Consider the following 22,904-nt stretch of genomic DNA (forward strand, 5'->3'; position numbering starts at 1 on the left):
TCTCCGTTAAATTTAGAATTGTTCGAGCACTTGTATCCGCTTTTCGATCGGTGGATGGGTGGCAAAAAGACCGCTCAGTCCGCTTAGTGCGCTTTTGGCTTGCTTGCCCGGATGCTGGATGAAAAGTTGTGCGACATCTTCGCGGTGGACTGCTTCGATGTCCGGGTCGGCCGATATTTTGCGGAGTGCACTGGCCAGGGCAAGCGGGTTTTTAGTCATCTCGGCTGAGCCCGCATCGGCTAAGTATTCCCGTTTACGGGAGATGGCGAAGCGCATCAGCATAGAAAAGAAGTAACCGACGGCGGCAACAATAAGAATCAGGATCATGAGGAGTGCCGCTCCGTTTTTATCATCCCTTTTCCTACTCATCGAAGAATAATAGGCGGAACGCATGGCTACTTGCGCTAACATGGCGAAGATGCCGACAAAGACGATGGAGATGATAAGCAGGCGCACGTCGTGGTTGCGGATATGCGACAGTTCGTGGGCTATGACGGCTTCCAGCTCGGGATCGTCGAGTTTCTCGATAATCCCTTGTGAGAGGCTGATCGTGTAGGTGCGTTCATTAATCCCGCTGGCAAAAGCGTTGAGGGAGTCGTCATTGATGATATTGATCTGGGGCATCTTCATCCCCTGGCTCATGCAAAGGTTTTCGACGAGGTTATACACCCGTTTGTTCTCTTTTCGCGACAGCGGTTGCGAGCCGGTTGCCGAATTGATAATGCTGGTATTGGCAAAATAGGCGATGATGAACCAAATCAGTACGCCGCCCAAGACATAAGGGGCGATCTGTACGAATACGCTCATCGCTAATTGTGTAAGTGTAACGTCCGGCTGGTTGCTTGCTTCGGATACCATAACAAACAAGTAGCAGAACATCAGCGTCAACACGCATACTAATACCGGGAAAAGACAAAGCAGGAGCAGGGAACGTAAGTTGTTCCTGCTCTGCTGGGTTTGTATACCTACGTATTGCATTCTTAGAATTTGATTTTAGGTGCTTCTTCGAGTGTTGCGCGTTGTTCGCCCAAGTCGAACATGATTTCTTTCTTGAAACCGAACATACCGGCGATCAGGTTCGACGGGAATGTCTCGACTGCGTTATTCAGTTCTTTCGTAGCCGAATTGAAATAGCGGCGTACGGCTGCCAGTTTGTTTTCCAGATCGGAGATTTCTTCCTGCAACTGAAGGAAGTTCTGGTTTGCCTTCAGGTCCGGATAGGCTTCGAGCGTGATCTTCAATCCGGCAAGTGCGGAAGACAGTGCATTTTCAGCCACGATCTTGTCATCGATCGTCTTGGCACCGATTGCTCCGTTACGGGCATTGATCACGCGTTCGAGAGTCTCTTTCTCATGTGCGGCATAACCTTTGACCGTCTCGACCAATTGAGGGACCAAGTCATGGCGCTGTTTAAGCTGCACGTCGATATCGGCAAATGCATTTTCACGATTGTTCCGGAGTTTCACCAACGAGTTATACAAAGAAGCGATCCAGATTCCTAAGATCACGATAACCGCTATTAGAATGATTGCTGTCATAAGTCTTTATTGTTTATGTTATGGGTGCAAACATACGAAATTATTTTATATATGTTTCAATGAACGACTATGCGGATAATATCTTAGGCATATAAAAACAACCGGATAACCCTTAAAAATAACCGGATGTATGATTATTCTACCGCTTGATGGCAGTGAGTTTTAACCACGTGCCTTTTTGAAATATAAAATAGCTTTATTTGTGCAAATAATAAACTTATAATTAGGTTATGTATATGAAAAAGCTATTATTCTTTTCCCTTTTGTTTCTGCTCCCCTTTTCACTTGGGGCTGAACGGATAAATATTGAAAAGGCATACACGGTTGCAGAGAGTGTATTGTTACAGTCAGGAAGCGGTCTTCGCAGTTCTTCTGATCTGACTTTAGTTTATAAGGCTTATTCTGATGTGGAAACAAGTTTACGTGCATCGGAGCAGCCTATAGATTTTTACGTATTTAATGTGAAAGCAGGAAATGGTTTCGTAATTGTAGCCGGTGATGATTGTGTGTTTCCTGTATTAGGTTATTCGGAAAAAGGATCTTTTGATGTAATTTCCATGCCGGAAAACTTGAAGGTTTGGCTGCAGGGTTATCAAGAAGAGATAAACTTCGCCACACAAAACGGAATGAAAGCTTCGGAAAAGATTCAAGCCGAATGGCAACGATATCTTACGAATCCCAATTCCAACCAAAAGGCTATTTCAGGGAAAAATCTTTTGCTTGAGACTGCTACGTGGGGACAGGATGATCCGTATAACCGGATGTGTCCGACAATCGGAGGGCAAAAAGCTCCTGCCGGTTGTTGTGCTACAGCAATGGCTATTCTGATGAAATATCATGGTTATCCGGAACAAGCAAATACCGTTAATGCAGTCTCTTCCTATAAAGACATTTCTGTTTCCTATGGAAAATATGACTGGAATAGTATGCCAAGTAGTTTAAACTCTGCTACGGAAGGACAAAAAAAATGCAGTTGCAGAATTATTGTGGCAATGCGGAGCAAATATAAAAATGAATTATCTTCAAACAGAGAGCAGCGCTTATGTCGACGATGTCGTGACTGCTTTGCAAGATGTTTTCGGATATAGCAAACAGATGAAACATTTATATCAACACTCTGTCGATCTGGAGTATTCTTGGGATGAATGGGAGCAAATGATTCATAAGGAATTGGATAATGGTCGGCCGGTCTTGTATGGAGCTGAAACAGAAACCCGGCAAGATCCTTTTCATGGGATAGCACATTCGTTTATTTGCGACGGATATGATAATTATGGCCGTTACCACTTTAATTGGGGATGGGATGGTTTACACAATGGTTTTTATGTTTTATCTGTACTCGATCCTAAGAATAATACAGTCTGGGGAGGTTATAATCGCGCTCATGATATGGTTATAAATATTATGCCGAATCAGGAATCGGAGAATCAGTTCTTATTGCAAGTATATGAATCTGCACAAGGCGATGGATTTGAACTGAACAGGCTGGACGGAACATGGGAAGATATTGTTATCTTCGGTATTGAAAATAAGGGAAATGTCCCATTCAAAGGCTATATCGGCTATGCAATAACTGATGCACAAGGTAATATCAAGAAAGATATTAAACAAATTAGCGAATGTTCGTTAGATGTTACATATTCAAACAAATTTCGTGCCAGCTTTATTGTGAAAATGGAAGAGAATGAAAATGTCATGGTTGCCTATTCGACGGATAAAGAGCATTGGACCGTGATAAGAGGCGCCTCTTCCGATATTGCTGACAGATGCAATATCAAAGGGCCAGCATCCGATCAAACGGTTTATTATGATTCAGAATTAGACTGTAGGGGGAATGGTTTGACGCTGGAATGCCCTGAGAAGTTAGAATACAACAAAGATGTGACAGTCAAATTAATAGCCAAACCTGGATTTACTTTGCCTAAAGCAAACGATATTAGCCTCCAGGTTGCTTATGGAACTATAATTATTAATTCGACTTGGCCACAAACCAGTTATGCCACCTATAATGAACAGACTGGAGAGCTTTATATCTCACGTATTTACGGCCATTTATATATTGCAGCAGAAGGTATTAGCACTGGGGAAGATATTTGGTGGAAGGGAGATGTTTCGCTAACTTCTCTTGGTTATGTATTAAATGGTAGTTCCAGATCTATAAGTTTAAATAGTGAATGGAAGTCTTATACAGTGCTGCTCCCTTCTGAAATAACAGATAAACCACTGATAACACTTGATGCAGAGGCGAGCCAAAGTGGAGCGGCTGTTAAAATAACAAATCCTGTCTGGATGGATGATATGGCAGTCGGAACAGTTGAAGTTACATCTGTTAGCGGAGAAGTAAATCAGACATATACTGTTTTGTTCAAACTGTCCGGATCGACGGGAGAACCTGATAAGCCGGATGTCCCTGATGTTCCAGACGATCAAACCCTCACAATTAGCAGTAGCAAGACCTTGACCGGAGTGAAGGTCGAAACCATTAATATCGATTCTCCGACGAAAGTGATTGCTCCGGCATTCAAGGGAGTGGAAACCCAACAAATGAATATTACGAAAGGAACAGATGTCCGGATCGTTTTATATAATGAGAATTCTTTAGGAACAATTACGAACAATGGTGATTTACAACTATTAAATAATTATGGTGATGGGTTAACTTCGTACACCTCATTTGTAAATAACGGTACATTAATCGATATAACCGGATTTATAACAAAGGTGGAAGGAAAAGCAGCATTGGAGGTTTATCCGTTGAAGGCAACGAAAAAAGGAAATGCCGTTCTCCTTGAAGGTCAAGCATTACCAGGTGAAGGCGGTGAAGTGATTGTGGAATGGGAGAAAGCAGGTGAAAATGAAAACTGGTGGTCTCCGATTCAGAAGAATACATATCGAAGCGGTCTCCGTTCTTCATTGATCAGTGAAGAAGTGACTGTTACGGAATCTGGTCTTTATCGTATGAGCGTGATCAATAACGTCGATGGAATCAGCAATTGGTTGGTCTCATTAATAAGAGTTTCGGATTCGGATATAGAAACCGATAATGCTAAAATAACCGAAGATAAGACAACCGTATATGGGAAAGATGGCGTATTGTATATTCATGTCGCTCGTCCCTCCACAGCATATATTTATTCTTTTGACGGTCGGTTTGCGAAATTACTTCCTCTTACAGCCGGAGATATGGAAGTGAATCTCTCACAAGGACAATATGTCATTCGCATAGATGAACGTGTGTTTAAGGTCGTCTTGTAATTAATTTATAAATCGTATAACAAATAAAGGTTGCGCCCGACACGTATTAGGGATATCATCATGTTCTCAAAGAAAATGTTTTTTATTTGCTTGATCCTTAGTTGTCTTTCTTTCTCTATGGTTTCGGCAAAAAGTATTGTGTATGTTTTTGCAGTAGAAGCATGGGTTCCGATTCCTGTTAAGATTAACAGCCAGGAAGCCTTTGAAATGAAAGGAACGCCTAAAGGGAAAGATCTGGCAGCCCGTTTTTCCCCTTGTAAAAAGAAGTGCGTTCTGAATTCGGAGGGCAAGGTTATTTTTTCTTTTGAATTCTCCCGTACTAACCAGGCTACAGGGGCAGTCTACAATTACGCGGATGAGATTCAATTGAATTTGTCGGAAGGTTCCGTACATTATATTCAAATAAAGTCTAAAGGTTTTAATGATTATACATTTAAGGAACTTAGCGAAAAAGAGGCCAATAAATTATTGAATAATAAGAAGTGTCTCTTGTTGCCTGAGTATGCCCAACAGTAAAGTTTTTTAATAATAGAAAATATGAGAATCATTTTATTTGTTTTCTTTGTCGCTTGTTTGGCTCAATCATCACTATCCCAAAATATAATAGAAGATATTTTTAGCAAATCATTAGAAGTAGTCAGTGACAAGGGGCGAAAAGAGCTTTATAAAGGGCAGATCATAAAGAAAAAGCGTACTGGAATGGGACTTTTGAAGATGAAAGACGGTGCTTTGTATATCGGTGATTTTTCAAAAGGCGAAATGACAGGATATGGAATGTTATTGGTTCCCGAAGGCAATTCTGTGTCCAATTGCGATAACTGTGCTGTCTATGTCGGGAACTGGCAGGATGGGGAAAAAACAGGTTCAGGCGTTTGTTATGCCAAAAACGGTGATGTTCTCTATTCCGGGAAGTTCAAAGAAGATCGTCCTATAAACGCATATGGTTCTACCGATGATAGCCCGCTGCGTTATTTCTCTCTGTTTGAAAATAGCGATGGCAATATGTTTCTGGGCGAAGTGAATGATGGAAACTTCAATGGTTTTGGCGTTATAGTGTTCAATGACGGAGACTTGTGGTTTGGTAATTTTCGGAATGGTCTGAAACAGGGAGTTGGCCTTTACCTTATGTATGACGGTGAATGGGAAACTCTTAATTTTAAGGATGACAGTTACGATGTGATCAGTTCTTCAGCTAACTATAGGGATGTGGAGCACTCCAGAAGTTTAGCTAATAAACAATCATTTGGATTTATCATGGATAATTTTGCGGCGGCCGCTACGGCTACTGCCGGGGCGGTAAATAGTGCACGTACTATACGGCAGAGTGATGGTAATTCATCCGGTTTAGCGGCAAGTGATAATAGCGGCTCTTCCGGTAATAACAAAAGCGGTTCTAAGCAAGGTAATAAAAAAGCGTCAAATTGCGGTTCGTCATGGAGCATCGACAGTAATACCTATTCTAATTATGAGACACAGCTCATAAAAATGCGTACATATCCGGAGAAGTATGATAATTATACGGCTGATTATGCAAGCATTCAATCTAAAATGAGACAGATCAGAACAAAATGGGAGGCTCGTGGATGTTCGATTACAAAATCGCAGTATGAATAATAGACTTCATCATTATTATATTATTATTTGAAATAGATTTTTTGAAGAGGCTGTCTCAAAATAAAAAGATGAGATAGCCTCTTCTTTTCACAGTAGTCTTTTCTCAATTCGGCATCAAGGAAGAGCTGGGGTTCACCGATAATCATTGGGGATAAATAAATTCATTATTTGGCAAAAGAGAGCCTGCGGCAGAGGGGGCTTATTGTAAAAAACGTATTTTTCCGGTTCGAAAGACATCCGAAATAAAACAAATGTTAATCCGCTTTTTTGACCTCAAAAAGGGACTTTTTCTCCTTTTTTGAGTGTTTTCAGCTATTACGACCGTCCTCTTTGCCATCATGACCGTGCTAATGTGTAGTGCACTCGGCACCTCGCGAAGATTAGGACGGTCGCAATGGCGATTAGGACGGTCGTAATTGGAAAGAAGACCGTCTAAAGGGCAAAAAAGCCCCTAAATTTCCTTGGGATATTTGGAACGCCGTCCGTTTTATTTTCAAATATTCGATTCTCCGGGAGTTAAGGTTTATCACTTTGCCGATATTTTCTGTTTTCGGTAATCAAATTGTACGCTTTTTCAGACAACCTGCGCACCTCACTCCATCTGTTGTCAGTAAAGAAGATTAAAACTGTGAAAAGAGTCAATCCAAAATGGATCAAGATTTCGGACGAAATAGAAAAACGCCAAAAAAGAGGGTTATTGTATAATTTGCCTCATCCTTGTGGTTGTCCCCAATGATTATCGGGTGAGCCAGAGCTGGTGTTCGATCGATATCTGCTTCTTATATATCTTGCTTATACGGGAAAAAAGCTATATTTGTATCTTCAATCGATAAGGTCAACTCAAAAGACAAATAGTATATATGGAAAAACAAAAACAATCCCGGCGGTTGCTGTCGCTGGATGCCCTGAGAGGGTTTGACATGTTCTTTATTATGGGAGGGGCTTCCCTTTTTGTTGCGTTGGCAACGTTGTTTCCGAATCCTTTTTTTCAGGCGATTGCCGACCAGATGCACCATGTGAAGTGGGACGGGCTGACGCACCATGACACGATATTTCCGCTGTTTTTGTTTATTGCCGGTATTTCGTTCCCGTTTTCGTTGGAGAAACAGCGGGAACAGGGGAAGACGGATGCCGATATCTATAAGAAGATCGTTCGCCGGGGACTGACACTGGTCCTGTTCGGCTTTATCTATAACGGATTGCTGAATTTTGATTTCGAGCACCAGCGCTATGCCAGCGTTCTTGGACGTATCGGTTTGGCGTGGATGTTCGGAGCGTTGATATTTGTCAATACCCGGACGATTACGCGTGTCTGGATTACAGCGGCTATCCTGGTCGGATATTGGTTGCTGCTCGCCTTTGTTCCCGCACCGGATGGAAATGGGGCAGGCGTGTTTACGATGGAAGGTTCGCTGGTTGGCTATGTGGACCGCATGCTGTTACCCGGACGCCTGCATCTGACGGTGCATGATCCGGAGGGAATCCTTTCGACTGTTCCTGCTATCGCTACGGCTTTGTTGGGGATGTTTACGGGCGAATTTATCAAGTTGCAACGGGAAGGCCTGACGGATAAGAAGAAAGTTGGCGGACTGGTCGTTGCCGGTGCTGTGCTGTTAGCGGCCGGTTTGCTGTGGGGACTTTTCTTCCCGATCAATAAGAATCTGTGGACAAGTTCTTTTGTTTGCGTGGTCGGAGCTTATTCGGTCTGGATGTTTTCGTTGTTTTTCTATATTGTCGATGTACTGAATTTCCGTAAATGGACACTCTTCTTTACGGTGATCGGGACGAACTCGATTACGATTTATCTGGCGCAGGAGTTTGTGAATTTCTCCTTTACTTCTGAAGCTTTGTTTGGCGGGATCGCAAGGCTAATGCCCGAAGCAGCCCAACCATTGGTTGTCTCGATCGCTATATAGCTGTTTGTTGGGGATTCCTGTATTTTCTCTATCGTCAACGGATATTCTTAAAAGTGTAATTCATAACTCGTAATTCTTATGAAACCTGTTACTAATCGCCTGGAGTCGCTCGATGTGTTGCGTGGCTTCGACTTGTTCTGCCTGGTGGCGCTGGAAGGAATTTTGCATCCGTTGGGACGTGCGATCGATGCATCGTGGTATAATGACTTTTTGTGGGGATTCTCGCATGTGAAGTGGGAAGGGTTCTCTTCGTGGGATTTGGTGATGCCGCTCTTCATGTTTATGGCGGGTGTGTCGATGCCGTTTGCCCTGTCCCGTTATAAGGCGATGCCGGACAAATGGGCGGTTTACCGGCGTATCATCAAGCGTGTGGTCCTGCTTTGGATTTTTGGTATGATGTGCCAGGGAAATCTGTTAGGGCTTGATCCGGGTCGCATTTATCTTTATTCGAACACGTTGCAGGCGATTGCGATGGGCTATCTGATTGCGGCGATGCTGTTCCTGCACGTGCGTCTGTCTGTGCAGATCGGAACGGCTGTTGCCTTGTTGCTGGTTTATTGGGGAGCGATGCAGTTCATTTCGGTCGATGGTTACGGTGGCGGCAATTATACGCCGGACGGAAACCTGGCGGAATGGATAGACCGTACGGTTTTAGGACGGTTCCGTGATGGAGCCGTAGTCGAGAACGGTAAGGTCGTGTTTGCCGAATATTACCGGTACACCTGGATATTGAGCAGCCTGAATTTTGGCGTGACGGTGTTGACCGGTCTTTTTGCCGGACATATCCTGAAGAGCGGGATGGAGCAGAAACGCAAATGGCAGTGGCTGTTGGGCATCGGTGCGGTGATGGTCGTACTGGGCTGGTTGTGGGGATTGCAGTTGCCGGTTATCAAGAAAATCTGGACAAGTTCGATGGTGTTGGTTAGTAGCGGTTATTGTTTCTTGTTGATGGGGTTGTTCTATTACTGGATCGATTATAAGGGGCACAGGAAGAATATTACCTGGCTGAAGGTGTACGGAATGAATTCGATAGTGGCCTATATGCTGGCCAATGTGATTAGTTTCAGGTGTATAGGTACATCTCTCTTTCATGGGTTGGAACAATATATCGGGAATTATTATTCACCTTTGATTGCGGCGTCGAATGCATTGATTATTTATGTAATTTTGTGGCTGCTTTATAAGCGCAATATATTTTTAAAAGTATAAATGGTAAATGTGAATATCTAAAAAGTAAACAAAAAACAGATGGATCTATTAAGCAAATATACCGGATCGGTCATGGACCGTCCAGTAGCCATACGATGGGACCGATGCGTGCGGCCCGGATGTTTCTGGAACGCAATCGCGGTGCAGTACGGTTTAACGTCACGCTCTATGGCAGCTTGGCGGCTACAGGCAAAGGGCATATGACAGATGCTGCAATCCTCGAGGTGCTGACTCCGGTGGCTAAGACAAATATAACCTGGGAACCGAAGGTCTTCCTGCCTTTTCATCCGAACGGCATACTGTTCGAATCATTCAATGAAAAGGACGAAGAACTGGATAGCTGGACTATATACAGTATCGGAGGCGGAACGCTGGCAAACGAAACCTATAACGAGCTGACGCAAGGACAGGTTTACGAAATGCATACGATCCGGGATATACAAGCTTGGTGCGAAAAGACAGGTCATTCTTATTGGGAATATGTCGAAGAGTGTGAAGGGCCGGAGATCTGGGATTATCTGGCTGAAGTGTGGGAAGTGATGCAACAGGCTGTCCATAACGGGCTTGAAGCCGAGGGTATCTTGCCCGGTGGCTTGGGAATCCGCCGTAAAGCATCCGACTATATGATTCGTGCCAAAGGCTATGGCAGCAGTATCAAAAGCCGGGGAATGGTTTATGCTTATGCCCTGGCTGTTTCCGAAGAGAATGCTTGCGGGGGACAGATTGTGACGGCGCGACTTGTGGTTCATGCGGAGTCATGCCGGCTGTCTTGTTCCACTTGAAGGAGTCACGTGATTTTCGCGATTCCCGTATCTTGCGTGCGTTGGCGACGGCCGGATTGTTTGGAAACGTCGTCCGTACGAATGCATCTGTTTCCGGTGCTGAAGTGGGATGCCAGGGAGAAGTGGGAGTTGCCTGCGCAATGGCGGCAGCCGCTGCCAGCCAGTTGTTCGGAGGGACACCCGCGCAGATCGAGTATGCTGCCGAGATGGGACTGGAACACCACTTGGGGCTGACCTGTGACCCGGTTTGCGGTCTGGTACAGATTCCCTGTATTGAACGGAATGCCTTTGCGGCTGCCCGTGCGTTGGATGCCAATACTTTCTCAAACTTCTCCGATGGCAAGCACCGGGTAAGTTTCGACCAGGTAGTAGAGGTGATGCGCCAGACCGGCAATGACCTGCCGAGCCTTTATAAGGAGACATCCGAGGGTGGTCTGGCTAAGAATATGGAACATTAATATATGAGATATGAAGAAAAATAGTTTGTTTGTGTTTTTATGTACAGCCGCTTTAGTGGCTTGCGGACAGCCGAAGCAAAAGCAGGCTGTCGCAGATGATGTGTTGACCAGTGGTAATCCGGTGTTTGAAGGTTGGTATGCCGATCCCGAAGGAATCATTTACGACGATACCTATTGGATATTCCCGACCTGGAGCGATGTGTATGAGAATCAAACTTTTTTTGACTGTTTTTCTTCCAAAGACCTGGTGAACTGGACGAAACATTCTTCCGTGCTCGATTCGTCTGCCGTGAAGTGGGCGAAGAAGGCGATGTGGGCTCCGTCCATTATCCGTAAGGATGGCAAATATTATTTCTTCTTCGGCGCTAACGATGTGCATGAAGGCGAAATCGGCGGAATCGGGGTTGCCGTTAGCGACCGTCCGGACGGGCCGTACAAGGATTTGCTGGGTAAGCCGCTTATCAATGAGATTGTGAACGGGGCACAGCCGATCGACCAGTTCGTTTTCCACGATGACGATGGCAGCTACTATATGTATTACGGCGGTTGGGGACATTGTAACATTGTCCGGCTGAATGACGACTTTACCGGACTCGTGCCGTTTGAAGACGGAACTATTTACAGGGAAGTGACGCCTGAAAACTATGTCGAAGGTCCGTTTATGTTCAAAAAGAACGGCAAATATTATTTCATGTGGAGCGAAGGCGGTTGGGGCGGACCTGACTATTCTGTAGCCTATGCGATTGCCGATTCTCCTTTTGGCCCGTTCAAACGCATAGCCAAGATTCTCCAGCAAGATCCGGAGGTTGCGACCAGTGCGGGACACCATTCCGTTATGCATGTGCCGGGTTCGGAAGACTATTACATCGTTTATCACCGCCGTCCGCTTAACGATACGGCTCGTGACCACCGTGTAACCTGTATCGATCGGATGACGTTTGATGAGAACGGATTCATAAATCCTGTTAAAATGACTTTTGAGGGAGTTCCTGCCCGTACAATAAAGAAGTAAACATTCGATAATCTCTAAAAGATATTAAAAACAGGGGCGTAGCTATTGCGCTCCTGTTTTTTTGTGCTACTTTTGACACATGTGTCAGACATGGTAGACAAAATATTTAATAACATTATAGTGATGAATACAGAAGAACTTCAGGACATGGAAAGCCGGATCATAGATGTGGCTAAACAGGTGTTTGTAAGAAAAGGGTATGAAGCGACCAAAATGGGGGATGTAGCCCTTGAAGTCGGAATCAGCCGTACGGCTCTGCACTATTACTTCCGGACGAAGGAAATGCTTTTCGATGCTATCTTCGGGCAGTTGATGAATGCCTTGCTGCCGAATATCGAAAAGATCATGGACGAACCGACTTCCTGTTTGGAAAAGATGCCGAAGATCATCGATCAGTATATGGCGATGATTCAGGCCAACCCGTTATTCCCGATCTTCGTGGTGAGTGAGTTCAACCGCGATCCGGAGCATTTGTACCGGACAATTATGAAAGATCCGGAACGTGTCAAGCCGCTGTTGCAGTTGCAGGAACAGATGACGGACGAGATGGAAAGAGGGCTGCTGAAAAAGGTGCCGCTTATCTATACGGCTTCAACACTGTTGAGTCTGATCATATTTCCGATATTGATACGGAATCCGTTGACAGATGTTTTTATGAACGGTGATCCCCGGAAGTTTGAGGCCTTCCTGCGGGAACGGAAAGCGTTTATTGTGGATGCGATGATCCGGTTGTTCACCCCGGACCAGCCCCGGACAACTAACGAATGAAAGGAGAGATGAATATGAAACGAATCATTCCGAATAACTGGAAACAGGCGGCTTTGCTGCTTCTTTGCCTGCCGTTTATGCCCGGGGAGGCAAAGGCGCAGGAAACGGTTACGCTGAGTCAGTGCTATGAATGGGCACATGCGAATTATCCGCAGATCCGGCAGTATAAACTGATCGAGCAGACAGAGCAATACAACCTGTCCAACGCCGCAAAAGGCTGGCTGCCGCAACTCTCGGTCAATGCGAAAGCCTCGTATCAAAGCGATGTGACGAAACTGCCGTTCGATGCCGATAAACTGTCGGCCTTGATCCCCGGCTTCGAGATCCCGACGATGAGCAAAGACCAATACCAGGTTCTTGCCGAAGTGAACCAGACGATCTGGGATGGCGGTGCAATCCGTTCCACCCGTAAGCTGACGGAGGCGCAGGCCGTTGCCGACCGCGAACAGTTGAAGAGCGATCTCTACACCCTGAACGACCGGGTTAACCAGCTTTATTTCGGCTGCCTCCTGCAAGATGAACTGATCCGCCAGAACGGTCTGCTCCAAAAAGAGTTGCAGATCAATATCGACCGCATCTCCGCCATGATGGACAACGGCGTTGCCAACCTGTCCGACCGCGAGAGTATGGAGGTGGAACTGCTGAATGCCCGTCAGAAAGAGATCGAATTGAAGGCGGCACGTTCGGCTTACGGAAGTATGCTAACTGCGCTGATCGGCCGGCCGGAAGGGAAGGAAATGGTGTTGGAGGAACCTTCGTTGCCGGGTAGTACGGCGCTGTCTCCCGTCATCAACCGTCCCGAATTGCAGGCGCTGGATGCGAGGAGCAACTTCCTCGAATTGCAGAACAAGCAGCTGACTGCCGGCCTGATGCCGCGTATCGGCGCTTTCGTGCAAGGCGGTTACGGACGTCCCGGTTTGAATATGCTGGAAGATGGCTTCAGTGCGTTTTATGTGGCCGGTGTCCGTCTGAGCTGGAATATGGGAAAGCTGTACACACTGAAGAACGACCGCCGGAAAATAGAAACCAGCCGGCAGGCGGTCGAAGTGCAACGGGAGACATTCCTCTTTAACACCCGCCTCCAGCTGACGCAGCAGAATAGCGAGATCCGGAAAATGACCGACCTGATGAAAGCCGACGACGAAATCATCCGCCTCCGCACCAGTATCAAAAAGGCTGCCGAAGTCAAACTGGCAAACGGCGTGATCTCCGTCACCGACCTGATCCGCGAGATCAACTCTGAAGACCTCGCCCGCCAAGCCGCCGCCGCACATCGCGTCCAGCAGTTGCAGGCTATCTATAATTATATGTACACGACGAATGAATAATATAAATCAATATGAAATACGTTATTTTATCTATTGTTTTGGGTTGTCTTTCCGCCTGTGGCGGTAACGGCAACACCTTCGATGCTACCGGAGCATTCGAATCGACCGAAGTGATTGTCTCTTCGGAAGCCAACGGGAAGATCATGGAACTGAACCTGCAGGAGGGCGACCGCCTGGAAGCCGGCGCCGTCTTAGGCTATGTCGACAGTACGCAACTCTATCTCCGGAAGAAGCAACTCGAAGCGGGCCTCCGCAGCGTCGACATCCGCAAGCCGGATATCCGCAAACAGATCGCCTCCCTCGAGCAGCAGATCGCCGTTGCCCGCAGCGAGCAGCAGCGTATGGAAAACTTAGTGAAGGCAAAAGCCGGCAACCAGAAGCAGGTGGACGACATCGTCAACAACATCAAAGTCTTGCAGAAACAACTCGATGCTCAATACTCCACCTTGAACAAGACAACAGGCGGAGCCGATGCTGAAGCCGAAAGTATCGTTTATCAGATCATGCAACTCGACGACCAGTTGCAGAAAAGCCGTATCGTCAGCCCGCAATCCGGTACTGTGCTGGTGAAATACGCCGAACCGGGCGAAGTCACCGCCGCCGGCAAGCCTCTCTATAAGATGGCCGACACCGATATCCTTTACCTGCGTGCCTATCCGACCGCCGATCAGCTCACGCAGTTGAAGTTAGGGCAGGCTGTCCGTGTCTTTGCCGATTTCGGTGAAGAGGAGCAGCGCGAATATCCGGGGACCATCACCTGGATATCCGAAAAATCCGAATTTACCCCGAAAGGAATCCAGACCAAAGACGAGCGGGCTAACCTGGTTTATGCCATCAAGATCGCGGTCAAGAACGACGGCTATCTGAAGATTGGGCAGTATGGGGAAGCGAGGTTTAATTAAGAATTAAAAATTAAAAAATGCGAGCGATGAGGGAGGTTGTGATTGAGCGGGTCAATAAGGCTTATGGCGAGGTGCAGGCGTTGCAGGATATCTCGTTGCACATCGGGGAAGGGGAGCTGTTCGGGCTGATCGGTCCCGACGGGGCAGGCAAGACGACGCTTTTCCGGATTCTGACCACGCTGCTGCTGGCCGATAGTGGGACGGCTTCGGTTTGCGGGCTGGATGTCGTGCGCGATTATAAGGAAATCCGCTGGCGGGTCGGTTATATGCCGGGGCGTTTCTCTCTCTATCAGGACTTGACGGTGGAGGAAAACCTCGATTTCTTTGCAACCGTATTCAATACGACGATCAAGGAAAATTACGATCTGATACGCGATATCTACGTCCAGATCGAGCCTTTCAAGAAGCGGCGGGCCGGAAAACTCTCCGGCGGCATGAAGCAGAAGCTGGCCCTGAGCTGCGCGCTGATCCATCGTCCCGATGTCCTTTTCCTGGACGAGCCGACGACGGGTGTCGACCCGGTTTCCCGCGTGGAGTTTTGGGATATGCTGGACCGCCTTCGCCGTCAGGGGATCACGATTATGGTCTCGACGCCCTATATGGACGAGGCTTCGCGTTGCGACCGCATCGCCCTGATGCGCAGCGGACGTTGCCTGTCGGTCGATACGCCGGACGGTATCCGTGCGACGTTCGACAAGCGGCTGTTTGCCGTCCATTCTGCTTCGATGTATCCTTTGCTGCTCGACCTGCGGAGCTATCCGGATGCGGATTCCTGTTTCTCCTTCGGTGATGCCCAGCATTTCGCCGTCGGTAAAGAGGTGGTGGCGAGAGCGGGAGAGGCGGCCTTTATCCGGGAGTTGCATCGCTTTTTAGAGGCAAAAGGGCATACGGATATCCGGATCGAGCCGATAAAACCCGGTATCGAGGACTGTTTCATGGCGTTGGATGGTTGAAAGTGGCCGGCGCAAGCCGCGCCGACCGTTCTGAAGGTAGAAAGTGATCGTCCCAGCTTGGGACGACCGTTCCGAAGGATGAAAGTGCCCGTCCCAACTTGGGCCGACCGTTCCGAGGGTTGAAAGTGCCCGTCCCAGTTTGGGACGGTCGTTCCGAAGGATGAAAGTGCCTGTCCCAGCTTGGGACGGTCGTTTTGAAGATTAAAAATGCTCGTCCCGGTTTGGGACGGTCAAATTCAAAATTTGTAATTATTATCATGAATGTAATAGAAACAGAACAACTAACGAAGCGTTTCGGCACCTTTACCGCCGTCGATCATATCAGTTTCTCGGTAGGCGAGGGGGAAATCTTCGGTTTCCTCGGGGCGAACGGAGCGGGGAAGACGACCGCCATGCGTATGCTCTGCGGCCTTTCGACGCCCACGTCGGGCAGCGGGAAAGTCGCCGGTTTCGATATTTATAAGGAGACGGAACTGATCAAGCGGCATATCGGCTACATGAGCCAGAAGTTCTCCCTCTACGGCGACCTGAAAGTCTGGGAGAATATCCGCCTCTACGGAGGCATCTACGGCCTGCCCGAAAAGCGGTTGAAGGAGAAGACCGACGAACTGCTCCGGGTGCTCGACCTGGAGCACGAACGCAACACGCTGGTCGACGCCCTGCCGCTCGGTTGGAAACAGAAGCTGTCCTTCTCGGTCGCCGTCATCCACGAGCCCCGCATCGTCTTTCTGGACGAGCCGACCGGAGGTGTGGATCCCGTCACCCGCCGCCAGTTCTGGGAGCTGATCTACCAGGCGGCACAACGAGGCATCACCGTTTTTGTCACCACTCACTATATGGATGAGGCGGAATACTGCAACCGTGTCTCCATCATGGTTGACGGCAAGATCGAAGCCTCGACAGCCCCGCCGCACTGAAGAAAACTTTCAAGGCCGATAATATGAACGATGTCTTCCGGGCCCTGGCTCGAAATGCAAAAAGAGGAGAGTAAACGTATGAAGCAATTTATCTCTTTCATCAGAAAAGAATTCTATCATATCTTCCGGGATAAGCGGACGATGATGATCCTGTTAGTAATGCCGATCATCCTGATCATCCTCTTCGGATATGCGATCACGACCGAGATTAAGCGTGCCCCGATCGCCATCCTGGACCAGAGCCGGGACGAAGTGACACAGAAAATGATCGATCATCTCTCCGCCAGCGAGTACTTCGAACTCTACACGATGGTCGAAAGCCAGGCGGAAGGGCAGGCGCTTTTCCGGCAGGGCAAAGTGCGGCTGCTCATCATCTTCCCCGCCCAATACGCCTCCTCGCCCGACGCCTCCGTCCAGCTCCTGGCCGACGCCACCGACCCGAACGAAGCAACGCAGCTTGCCGCCTATGCAACCGCAATCCTTCAGCAATTGACAATTGTCAATTCTCAATTGTCAATTAGCAACGCGATTACGCCAGTCGTCTCGTTGCTCTACAATCCTTTGATGAAAGGCGCCTATAACTTTGTGCCCGGTGTGATGGGATTGATCCTGATCCTGATCTGCGCCATGATGACCTCCGTCGGGATTGTGAAGGAGAAAGAGATCGGGACGATGGAAGTCCTGCTGGTGTCGCCCATGAAGCCGGTCTATATCATCCTGGCAAAGGCGACGCCGTATCTGTTGCTGAGCCTGGTCAATATTGCGACGATCCTGTCGCTGTCCTACTTCCTGTTAGGTGTGCCGATTGCCGGCAGCCTGACGCTGTTAGTGTCGGTGTCTATCCTCTATGCGTTAGTGTCGCTCTGCTTAGGGTTGCTGATTTCGACGGTGGCCGATACGCAGCAGGCGGCGATGCTGGTCAGTGCCGTTGTATTGATGCTTCCGGTGATGCTGCTCAGCGGGATGATGTTCCCGATCGAGAATATGCCGAAGATCCTGCAAGTGCTTTCCAATATCGTTCCGGCCCGGTGGTATATTTCCGCAGTAAAAGATATCATGATAAAAGGATTGGGCGCGAGGGCGATCCTGCCTGAGATCAGTATCCTGGCCGGTATGGCGGTGTTCCTGGTAGCATTGAGTGTGAAACGTTTTAAAATACGATTGTAATATGTTGAAGTATCTATTGGAAAAGGAATTTAAGCAGATCAAGCGGGATAGTTTCCTGCCCCGTATCATTTTCCTGTTGCCCATCCTGCAACTGGTGATCCTTCCTTTTGCCGCAAATTTCGAGATGCGCAATATCAACCTGAGCATCGTGGATAACGACCATTCCGTCCTGTCCCAACAATTAAGGGAGAAGGTGCTCTCTTCCGGTTACTTCAACCTGGTCGACGTCTCGGCAAAGTATGACGAAGCGCTCACCTCCATCGAGAGCAACAAGGCGGATATCATTCTGGAAATCCCTTCCCGCTTCGAGGAACGCTTAGGGCGCGAAGGGGGAGCGGAGGTGCTGATTGCCGCCAATGCCGTGAACGGGACGAAAGGGGGAATGGGCAGCTCATACCTCTCGTCCATCTTGATGGACTTCAATCAGGAGAAAGGCCTTTCTCCCGCCGCCGGGCAGATGGGAGGCATCCGTGTGACAAACCTGTTTAATCCGCATCTGAATTATAAGATTTATATGGTCCCGGGGATCATGGCATTCTTGCTGACGATCATCGGCGGTTTCCTTTCCGCCCTGAATATCGTGAGCGAGAAGGAGAAGGGGACGATCGAGCAGATCAATGTGACGCCTGTTCCGAAGGCCTTGTTCCTGCTGTCCAAACTGATACCGTTTTGGGTGATCGGGTTGTTTCTGCTTACGATCGGGGCGCTTGTTGCCTGGCTGGTCTATGGGCTGGTTCCGGTCGGTAATCTCGGGATTGTTTATCTGTTTGCGGCGGTCTATCTGATGGCCTTCACCGGATTCGGGCTGGCTATCTCGTCCATCTCTTCCACCCAGCAGCAGGCGATGTTTACGGTTTTCTTCTTCTTTATCATCTTTGTCCTGCTGAGTGGTCTGTTTACGCCGATCAGCAGCATGCCCGAATGGGCGCAGGTGTTGACGCGTTTCAATCCGATCCGCTATTTAGTGGAAGTGATGCGGATGGTTTATCTGAAAGGAAGCGGTCTTGCCGATATGTCGGGACACTTTATCATTATATGTTTATTTGCCTTGTTCTTTAATGTCCTGGCTGTCTTGAGTTACCGGAAAAACAGTTGACGTCAAAAGCTCCTCGTTCCCGCGCTTGACGCGGGATCGCATTAGAGCCGGCAGTATAAACAACTGATCGATAAAGCCTGTTCTTTTGCGGCCCCGCGTCAAGCGCGGGGACAGGGATGTTTTAACACAATCTCATTGAATAATGTGCTTTACGACATACTTAACTAATTTTTGCATACATCCTGCCTTCATTTCTCCGCACTCTTTTATATTTGATTCAAATCTGAAACAATATTTCAAATATGAAAAGCAGTATTCCAAATATGGAAAAACCGGAAGAGAACTACAAGGTGCCCAATCTCGAAAAAGGGATTGCCGTACTGGAGTATCTGTCGCTTCACACGCAAGGCGGCACGCTTCAGGAAATCAAGTCTGATCTCGACATTTCCCAGACTACGGCTTATCGTATTCTGAATACGCTTGTACGCTTGGATTATTTGATATATAATGAGGATACAAAACGATACAAGTTGTCCCGCAAATTACTAACTTTGGGATTCAGATCGCTAAACGAACACAATCTGCTGGAAACTGTTTTACCGCGTCTGCGTGATTTGCGCGACCAGGTGAAAGAGACAGCATGCTTCGGCGTGTTAGGGGATAAGAAAGGCATTTTCATCGAGCAGGCGCAGGGACATCATACGTTCCGCTTCATCCTGTCTCCGGGAAAATCTTTCGACTTGCATTGTTCGGCTCCGGGAAAAGCTATAATGGCTTATTTGCCGAATACTGTCCGGGACCGTTATTTGTCATACATGGAATTTACACGCTACAACGCCCGGACGATTACTACACGTGATGCTTATTTAGAGGAATTGGAGAAAGTCCGGAAATTGGGCTATGCCATGGACAACGAGGAAGAACTGAACGGTGTGATTTGCATCGGTGCTCCTATCTTTAATTTCACGGGTTATCCTTGCGGGGCCATCTGGATTTCAGGCCCGAAGGACCGCTTGTCGAAAGAGGTGGTACGGACATCCGTAGACTGCATAAAGAATGTGGCGCAGGCTATCTCTCTTGAATTAGGATATAGTAAAGCAAGAAAAATATAATACATAATAATCTTACCATGAACACACGAAAATACATGCTAAAAAACTCACTGGTGGCTTGTTTTGCCTGCTGTTGCATCTCCATTGCTTCAGCAGGCAATCCACCGTTCTTTCCGACGGACATTGCCGTGAACGGGAAAGGTGAGTTGTTGATGACAGATAAAGGAGTAAAGCGAGTGGATGTCTTTTCGCCTGACGGTACGGCATTACTGCGCTCTTTCCCGATGGATGAAGCGCCTACCGGCATCCTGATGGATGGAGATAAAGCGTATGTGACTACTTTCGGAACGACAGGCCATTTGCAGGTGCTGTTGTTGGAGTCGGGCAGGATAGAGGCTTCCATTCCGACCGGTTCGGGAGCTTGCCATCCGATGTTCGGTCCGGACAGGAAACATATATATGTATGTAACCAGTTCCAGAATACGGTATCCGAGATCGACCCGGCGTCGCGCAAGGTGGTACGCACCGTGAAAGTGCTACGCGAACCGAAATCGGCCGTGTTCAGCAAGGATGGCAAATATATGTTTGTCACTAACTTCCTGCCGGCCCAGCGGGCTGACCTCGATTACGTGGCCGCCTGCGTCTCGGTTATCGAGATGGATGGCTTCACAAAGGTGAAAGATATTCAGCTGGCCAACGGCAGTAACGCACTTCGGGGCATTTGCATCACTCCCGACGGCAAATATATTTATGTCTCGCACAACCTGGGACGCTTCACGGTTCCGACTTCACAGTTGCAACAGGGTTGGATGAACACCAGCGCTTTCAGCGTGATCGACGTGGACAAGCAGGAGTTCTTAGGTGCCGTTGTGGTTGACGAACCGGAACGAGGCGCAGCCGGTATTTGGAGCATCGCCTGTAATGACGAATCAGTCTTTATCTCACATTCCGGTACACATGAAGTCAGCGTGATCGACCATAAAGCCATGCTCGACAAGTTCCTGAACTATCCGAACAAGGCGGTGCTGGATTATGACCTGACATTCCTCTATGGCTTGCGCGAACGTATTCAGTTGCAAGGAAACGGTCCCCGCAATATGCTTTTAGTCGGCGACAAACTGATCATCCCGACCTATTTTGCCGACGTATTGAACATCATGGATATCCAGACCAACGAGGTAAAGGCGACCGAGCTGAATCCTGGCCGCGAAGAAAGCGATGAAAACAAAGGGGAACGCTATTTCAACGATGCCTCTCACTGCTTCCAGAACTGGCAAAGTTGCAACGGCTGTCATCCGGGCGATGCCCGCACGGACGGCATGAACTGGGACTTGATGAACGACGGTGTCGGCAACTCCAAGAACTGCAAGAGCCTGCTTTTTAGCCATGTGACGCCTCCCAATATGATTTCAGGAATCCGCGCATCGGCGGAAGTGGCTGTCCGTGCAGGATATAACTTTATCCAGTTCTTCGATATTACCGAAGAAGACGCCCTTTGTGTGGATGCTTACCTGAAAGCGCTTCGTCCCGTCGCCAGCCCTTATCTGGTCAACGGCGAACTGTCCGAACTGGCAAAAGAAGGCCAGAAGGTCTTCGAGAAGCTGAAATGCGGAGAATGCCACAGCGGCGTTTACTACACAGACATGAAAATGCACCGTATCGGTGAAGACATAGAGTTCGAGAAAGGATGGGACACCCCGACTTTGCGTGAGGTATGGCGCACGGCTCCTTATCTGTTTAACGGACGGGCTGCCACGATGAAAGAGGTGTTCAGCGTCTATAAACACGGCATCGAGAAGAAAGTATCAGAGAAAGACATCGAAGCACTAACCGAATACGTAAACTCTTTATGAACTACTGCGATAAAATACATTATAATATTTATACAACCGGGGTCGCTGCCTTCAGTGAAATGGTCGACGCCTTGCTGGCGCAACTGCCGCAGGACGAACAGATTCTCCGCTTGGCCTTCTTTGGCATGCCGTCCGACAACGAGCAATATGTCTCTCGCCGTATCATTCTGCGTGAGAAGATCCGCAAGTACTACGGCAACCACGAGCCGGTGCTGAGCTATGTCTCCCAGCCGCCTCTGAATGCCGGATTGATTCTGGAAGTTCACAGCTACAAGACCGGCGAAGGCGATCATGTCACATTCCGTCATTACGGCGGTTTCCCGTATGTCGTATTGGAGAATGCGGACGGACGTTTCCTCTTTGCCGGAGGTTTCCACGGGGATGTGATCAATTTCGGTATCCAGCAGCAGTCGACGGAAGTATTTCATATGATAGGCGAAGTGATGCGCCGGGAAGGTTTCCCGATAAACAGCATCATCCGCCAATGGAACTACATCGAGCAGATCACGCGTTTCGACGGTCCGGACCAACATTACCAGATGTTTAATAACGCCCGTGCCGATTTTTACGGGAAGACAGACTGGAATAATGGCTATCCGGCTGCAACCGGTATCGGCGCAAACCTGGGCGGAATCCTGGTAGATCTGGATGCGGCTGTTTTTGCCCGTCCCGAATGTTATGCCACGCCGATCGACAATAAGTTGCAGGTCGCTGCACACGCTTATTCGGACCAGGTCCTGGAAGCTGCCCAGCAGAAGAAGGCGACTCCGAAGTTTGAACGCGCTAAAAGTATGACCTTCGATGGCAGGCGGATCGTATATATTTCCGGTACGGCTGCTATCCGGGGAGAAGAAAGCTTGGTGGGAGTGGGCCTCGGACGACAGCTCCATATCACAATGGAGAATATCGATCAGTTGATCGGAAATGCTAAGTTGAAGATGTTGCGCGTCTACCTGAAAGAAAAATCTTTCTACGAAGAAGCACGCGAATTGTTGGAAGGCTATCGGTTGGATATACCGATTTCCTATATGTGGGCGGATGTTTGCCGGGATGAGTTACTGATCGAGATAGAAGGGATCGCCATCGAATAGGAGTTTCATAGGCATGAAACTAAAGTTTCGTCGGCATGAAACTAAAGTTTCGT

The 22,904-nt window shown here is 48.0% G+C and carries 17 protein-coding genes and 3 pseudogenes; 18 read left to right on the forward strand and 2 right to left on the reverse strand.

Translation table 11 applies throughout. The features are described from left to right. Nucleotides 1-12: 12 nt before the first annotated feature. Nucleotides 13-978 (reverse strand): M48 family metallopeptidase, encoded by a 966-nt coding sequence (locus DW083_RS05425; protein ID WP_122331691.1) that lies wholly within the window; start codon nt 976-978, stop codon nt 13-15. Between the two features lie 2 nt (nt 979-980). Then, complete coding sequence (locus DW083_RS05430) at nt 981-1,538, reverse strand: LemA family protein (RefSeq protein ID WP_115498669.1); 558 nt, start codon at nt 1,536-1,538, stop codon at nt 981-983. A 236-nt stretch (nt 1,539-1,774) separates the two neighbouring features. On the opposite strand from DW083_RS05430, the gene DW083_RS23325 reads away from it, so the two are divergent. The 18 genes and pseudogenes from DW083_RS23325 to DW083_RS05520 all read left to right on the forward strand — a co-directional run bounded on the left by DW083_RS23325 (nt 1,775) and on the right by DW083_RS05520 (nt 22,851). After that, on the forward strand, nt 1,775-2,626 hold the full coding sequence (locus DW083_RS23325; RefSeq protein WP_158582091.1) for a Spi family protease inhibitor: 852 nt from the start codon (nt 1,775-1,777) through the stop codon (nt 2,624-2,626). After that, nucleotides 2,550-4,793, forward strand: coding sequence for a C10 family peptidase (locus DW083_RS05440; RefSeq protein WP_122331693.1), 2,244 nt, complete (start codon nt 2,550-2,552; stop codon nt 4,791-4,793). Before DW083_RS23325 ends, DW083_RS05440 begins: the two co-directional genes overlap by 77 nt. Nucleotides 4,794-4,931: 138 nt before the next feature. Then, a complete protein-coding gene (locus DW083_RS05445; RefSeq protein WP_122331694.1) occupies nt 4,932-5,309 on the forward strand; it encodes a hypothetical protein in 378 nt (125 codons plus the stop codon). 21 nt (nt 5,310-5,330) lie between these two features. Beyond that, nucleotides 5,331-6,407 (forward strand): hypothetical protein, encoded by a 1,077-nt coding sequence (locus DW083_RS05450; RefSeq protein ID WP_122331695.1) that lies wholly within the window; start codon nt 5,331-5,333, stop codon nt 6,405-6,407. Nucleotides 6,408-7,267: 860 nt separating this feature from the next. Then, nucleotides 7,268-8,382: pseudogene (locus DW083_RS05455) on the forward strand (acyltransferase family protein). 19 nt (nt 8,383-8,401) lie between these two features. Continuing rightward, on the forward strand, nt 8,402-9,532 hold the full coding sequence (locus DW083_RS05460) for an acyltransferase family protein (RefSeq protein WP_122331696.1): 1,131 nt from the start codon (nt 8,402-8,404) through the stop codon (nt 9,530-9,532). Between the two features lie 95 nt (nt 9,533-9,627). After that, nucleotides 9,628-10,772, forward strand: a pseudogene (locus tag DW083_RS05465) (L-serine ammonia-lyase). Nucleotides 10,773-10,782: 10 nt separating this feature from the next. Then, a complete protein-coding gene (locus DW083_RS05470) occupies nt 10,783-11,784 on the forward strand; it encodes a glycoside hydrolase family 43 protein (RefSeq protein WP_122331697.1) in 1,002 nt (333 codons plus the stop codon). A gap of 123 nt (nt 11,785-11,907) precedes the next feature. Further along, nucleotides 11,908-12,552, forward strand: a complete 645-nt coding sequence (locus DW083_RS05475; RefSeq protein ID WP_122331698.1) for a TetR/AcrR family transcriptional regulator — start codon at nt 11,908-11,910, stop codon at nt 12,550-12,552. A 77-nt stretch (nt 12,553-12,629) separates the two neighbouring features. Beyond that, nucleotides 12,630-13,880, forward strand: a complete 1,251-nt coding sequence (locus DW083_RS05480) for a TolC family protein (protein WP_233551785.1) — start codon at nt 12,630-12,632, stop codon at nt 13,878-13,880. 11 nt (nt 13,881-13,891) lie between these two features. Further along, nucleotides 13,892-14,782 carry an HlyD family secretion protein gene (locus tag DW083_RS05485; RefSeq protein WP_122331699.1) on the forward strand — a complete coding sequence of 297 codons (891 nt, stop codon included), beginning with the start codon at nt 13,892-13,894 and terminating at the stop codon, nt 14,780-14,782. Between the two features lie 26 nt (nt 14,783-14,808). Then, nucleotides 14,809-15,735: an ABC transporter ATP-binding protein gene (locus DW083_RS05490; protein WP_122331700.1), complete on the forward strand. Its 927-nt coding sequence runs from the start codon at nt 14,809-14,811 to the stop codon at nt 15,733-15,735. Nucleotides 15,736-15,995: 260 nt separating this feature from the next. After that, nucleotides 15,996-16,726 (forward strand): annotated as a pseudogene (locus tag DW083_RS05495) (ABC transporter ATP-binding protein); the annotation flags it as partial. A 4-nt stretch (nt 16,727-16,730) separates the two neighbouring features. Beyond that, the gene (locus DW083_RS05500; RefSeq protein WP_122331739.1) at nt 16,731-17,819 is read left to right on the forward strand and encodes an ABC transporter permease; all 1,089 of its coding nucleotides are present in this window, start codon (nt 16,731-16,733) and stop codon (nt 17,817-17,819) included. 1 nt (nt 17,820) lies between these two features. After that, complete coding sequence (locus DW083_RS05505) at nt 17,821-18,915, forward strand: ABC transporter permease (protein WP_122331701.1); 1,095 nt, start codon at nt 17,821-17,823, stop codon at nt 18,913-18,915. A gap of 242 nt (nt 18,916-19,157) precedes the next feature. Further along, a complete protein-coding gene (locus DW083_RS05510; RefSeq protein ID WP_115498834.1) occupies nt 19,158-19,967 on the forward strand; it encodes an IclR family transcriptional regulator in 810 nt (269 codons plus the stop codon). A 17-nt stretch (nt 19,968-19,984) separates the two neighbouring features. Next, a complete protein-coding gene (locus tag DW083_RS05515; protein WP_122331702.1) occupies nt 19,985-21,760 on the forward strand; it encodes a YncE family protein in 1,776 nt (591 codons plus the stop codon). Further along, a complete protein-coding gene (locus DW083_RS05520; protein WP_122331703.1) occupies nt 21,757-22,851 on the forward strand; it encodes an endoribonuclease L-PSP in 1,095 nt (364 codons plus the stop codon). Before DW083_RS05515 ends, DW083_RS05520 begins: the two co-directional genes overlap by 4 nt. Nucleotides 22,852-22,904 lie beyond the last annotated feature (53 nt).

Origin of the sequence: Parabacteroides sp. AF48-14 (assembly GCF_003477465.1) — a bacterium.
GTDB classification, from domain to species: domain Bacteria; phylum Bacteroidota; class Bacteroidia; order Bacteroidales; family Tannerellaceae; genus Parabacteroides; species Parabacteroides acidifaciens.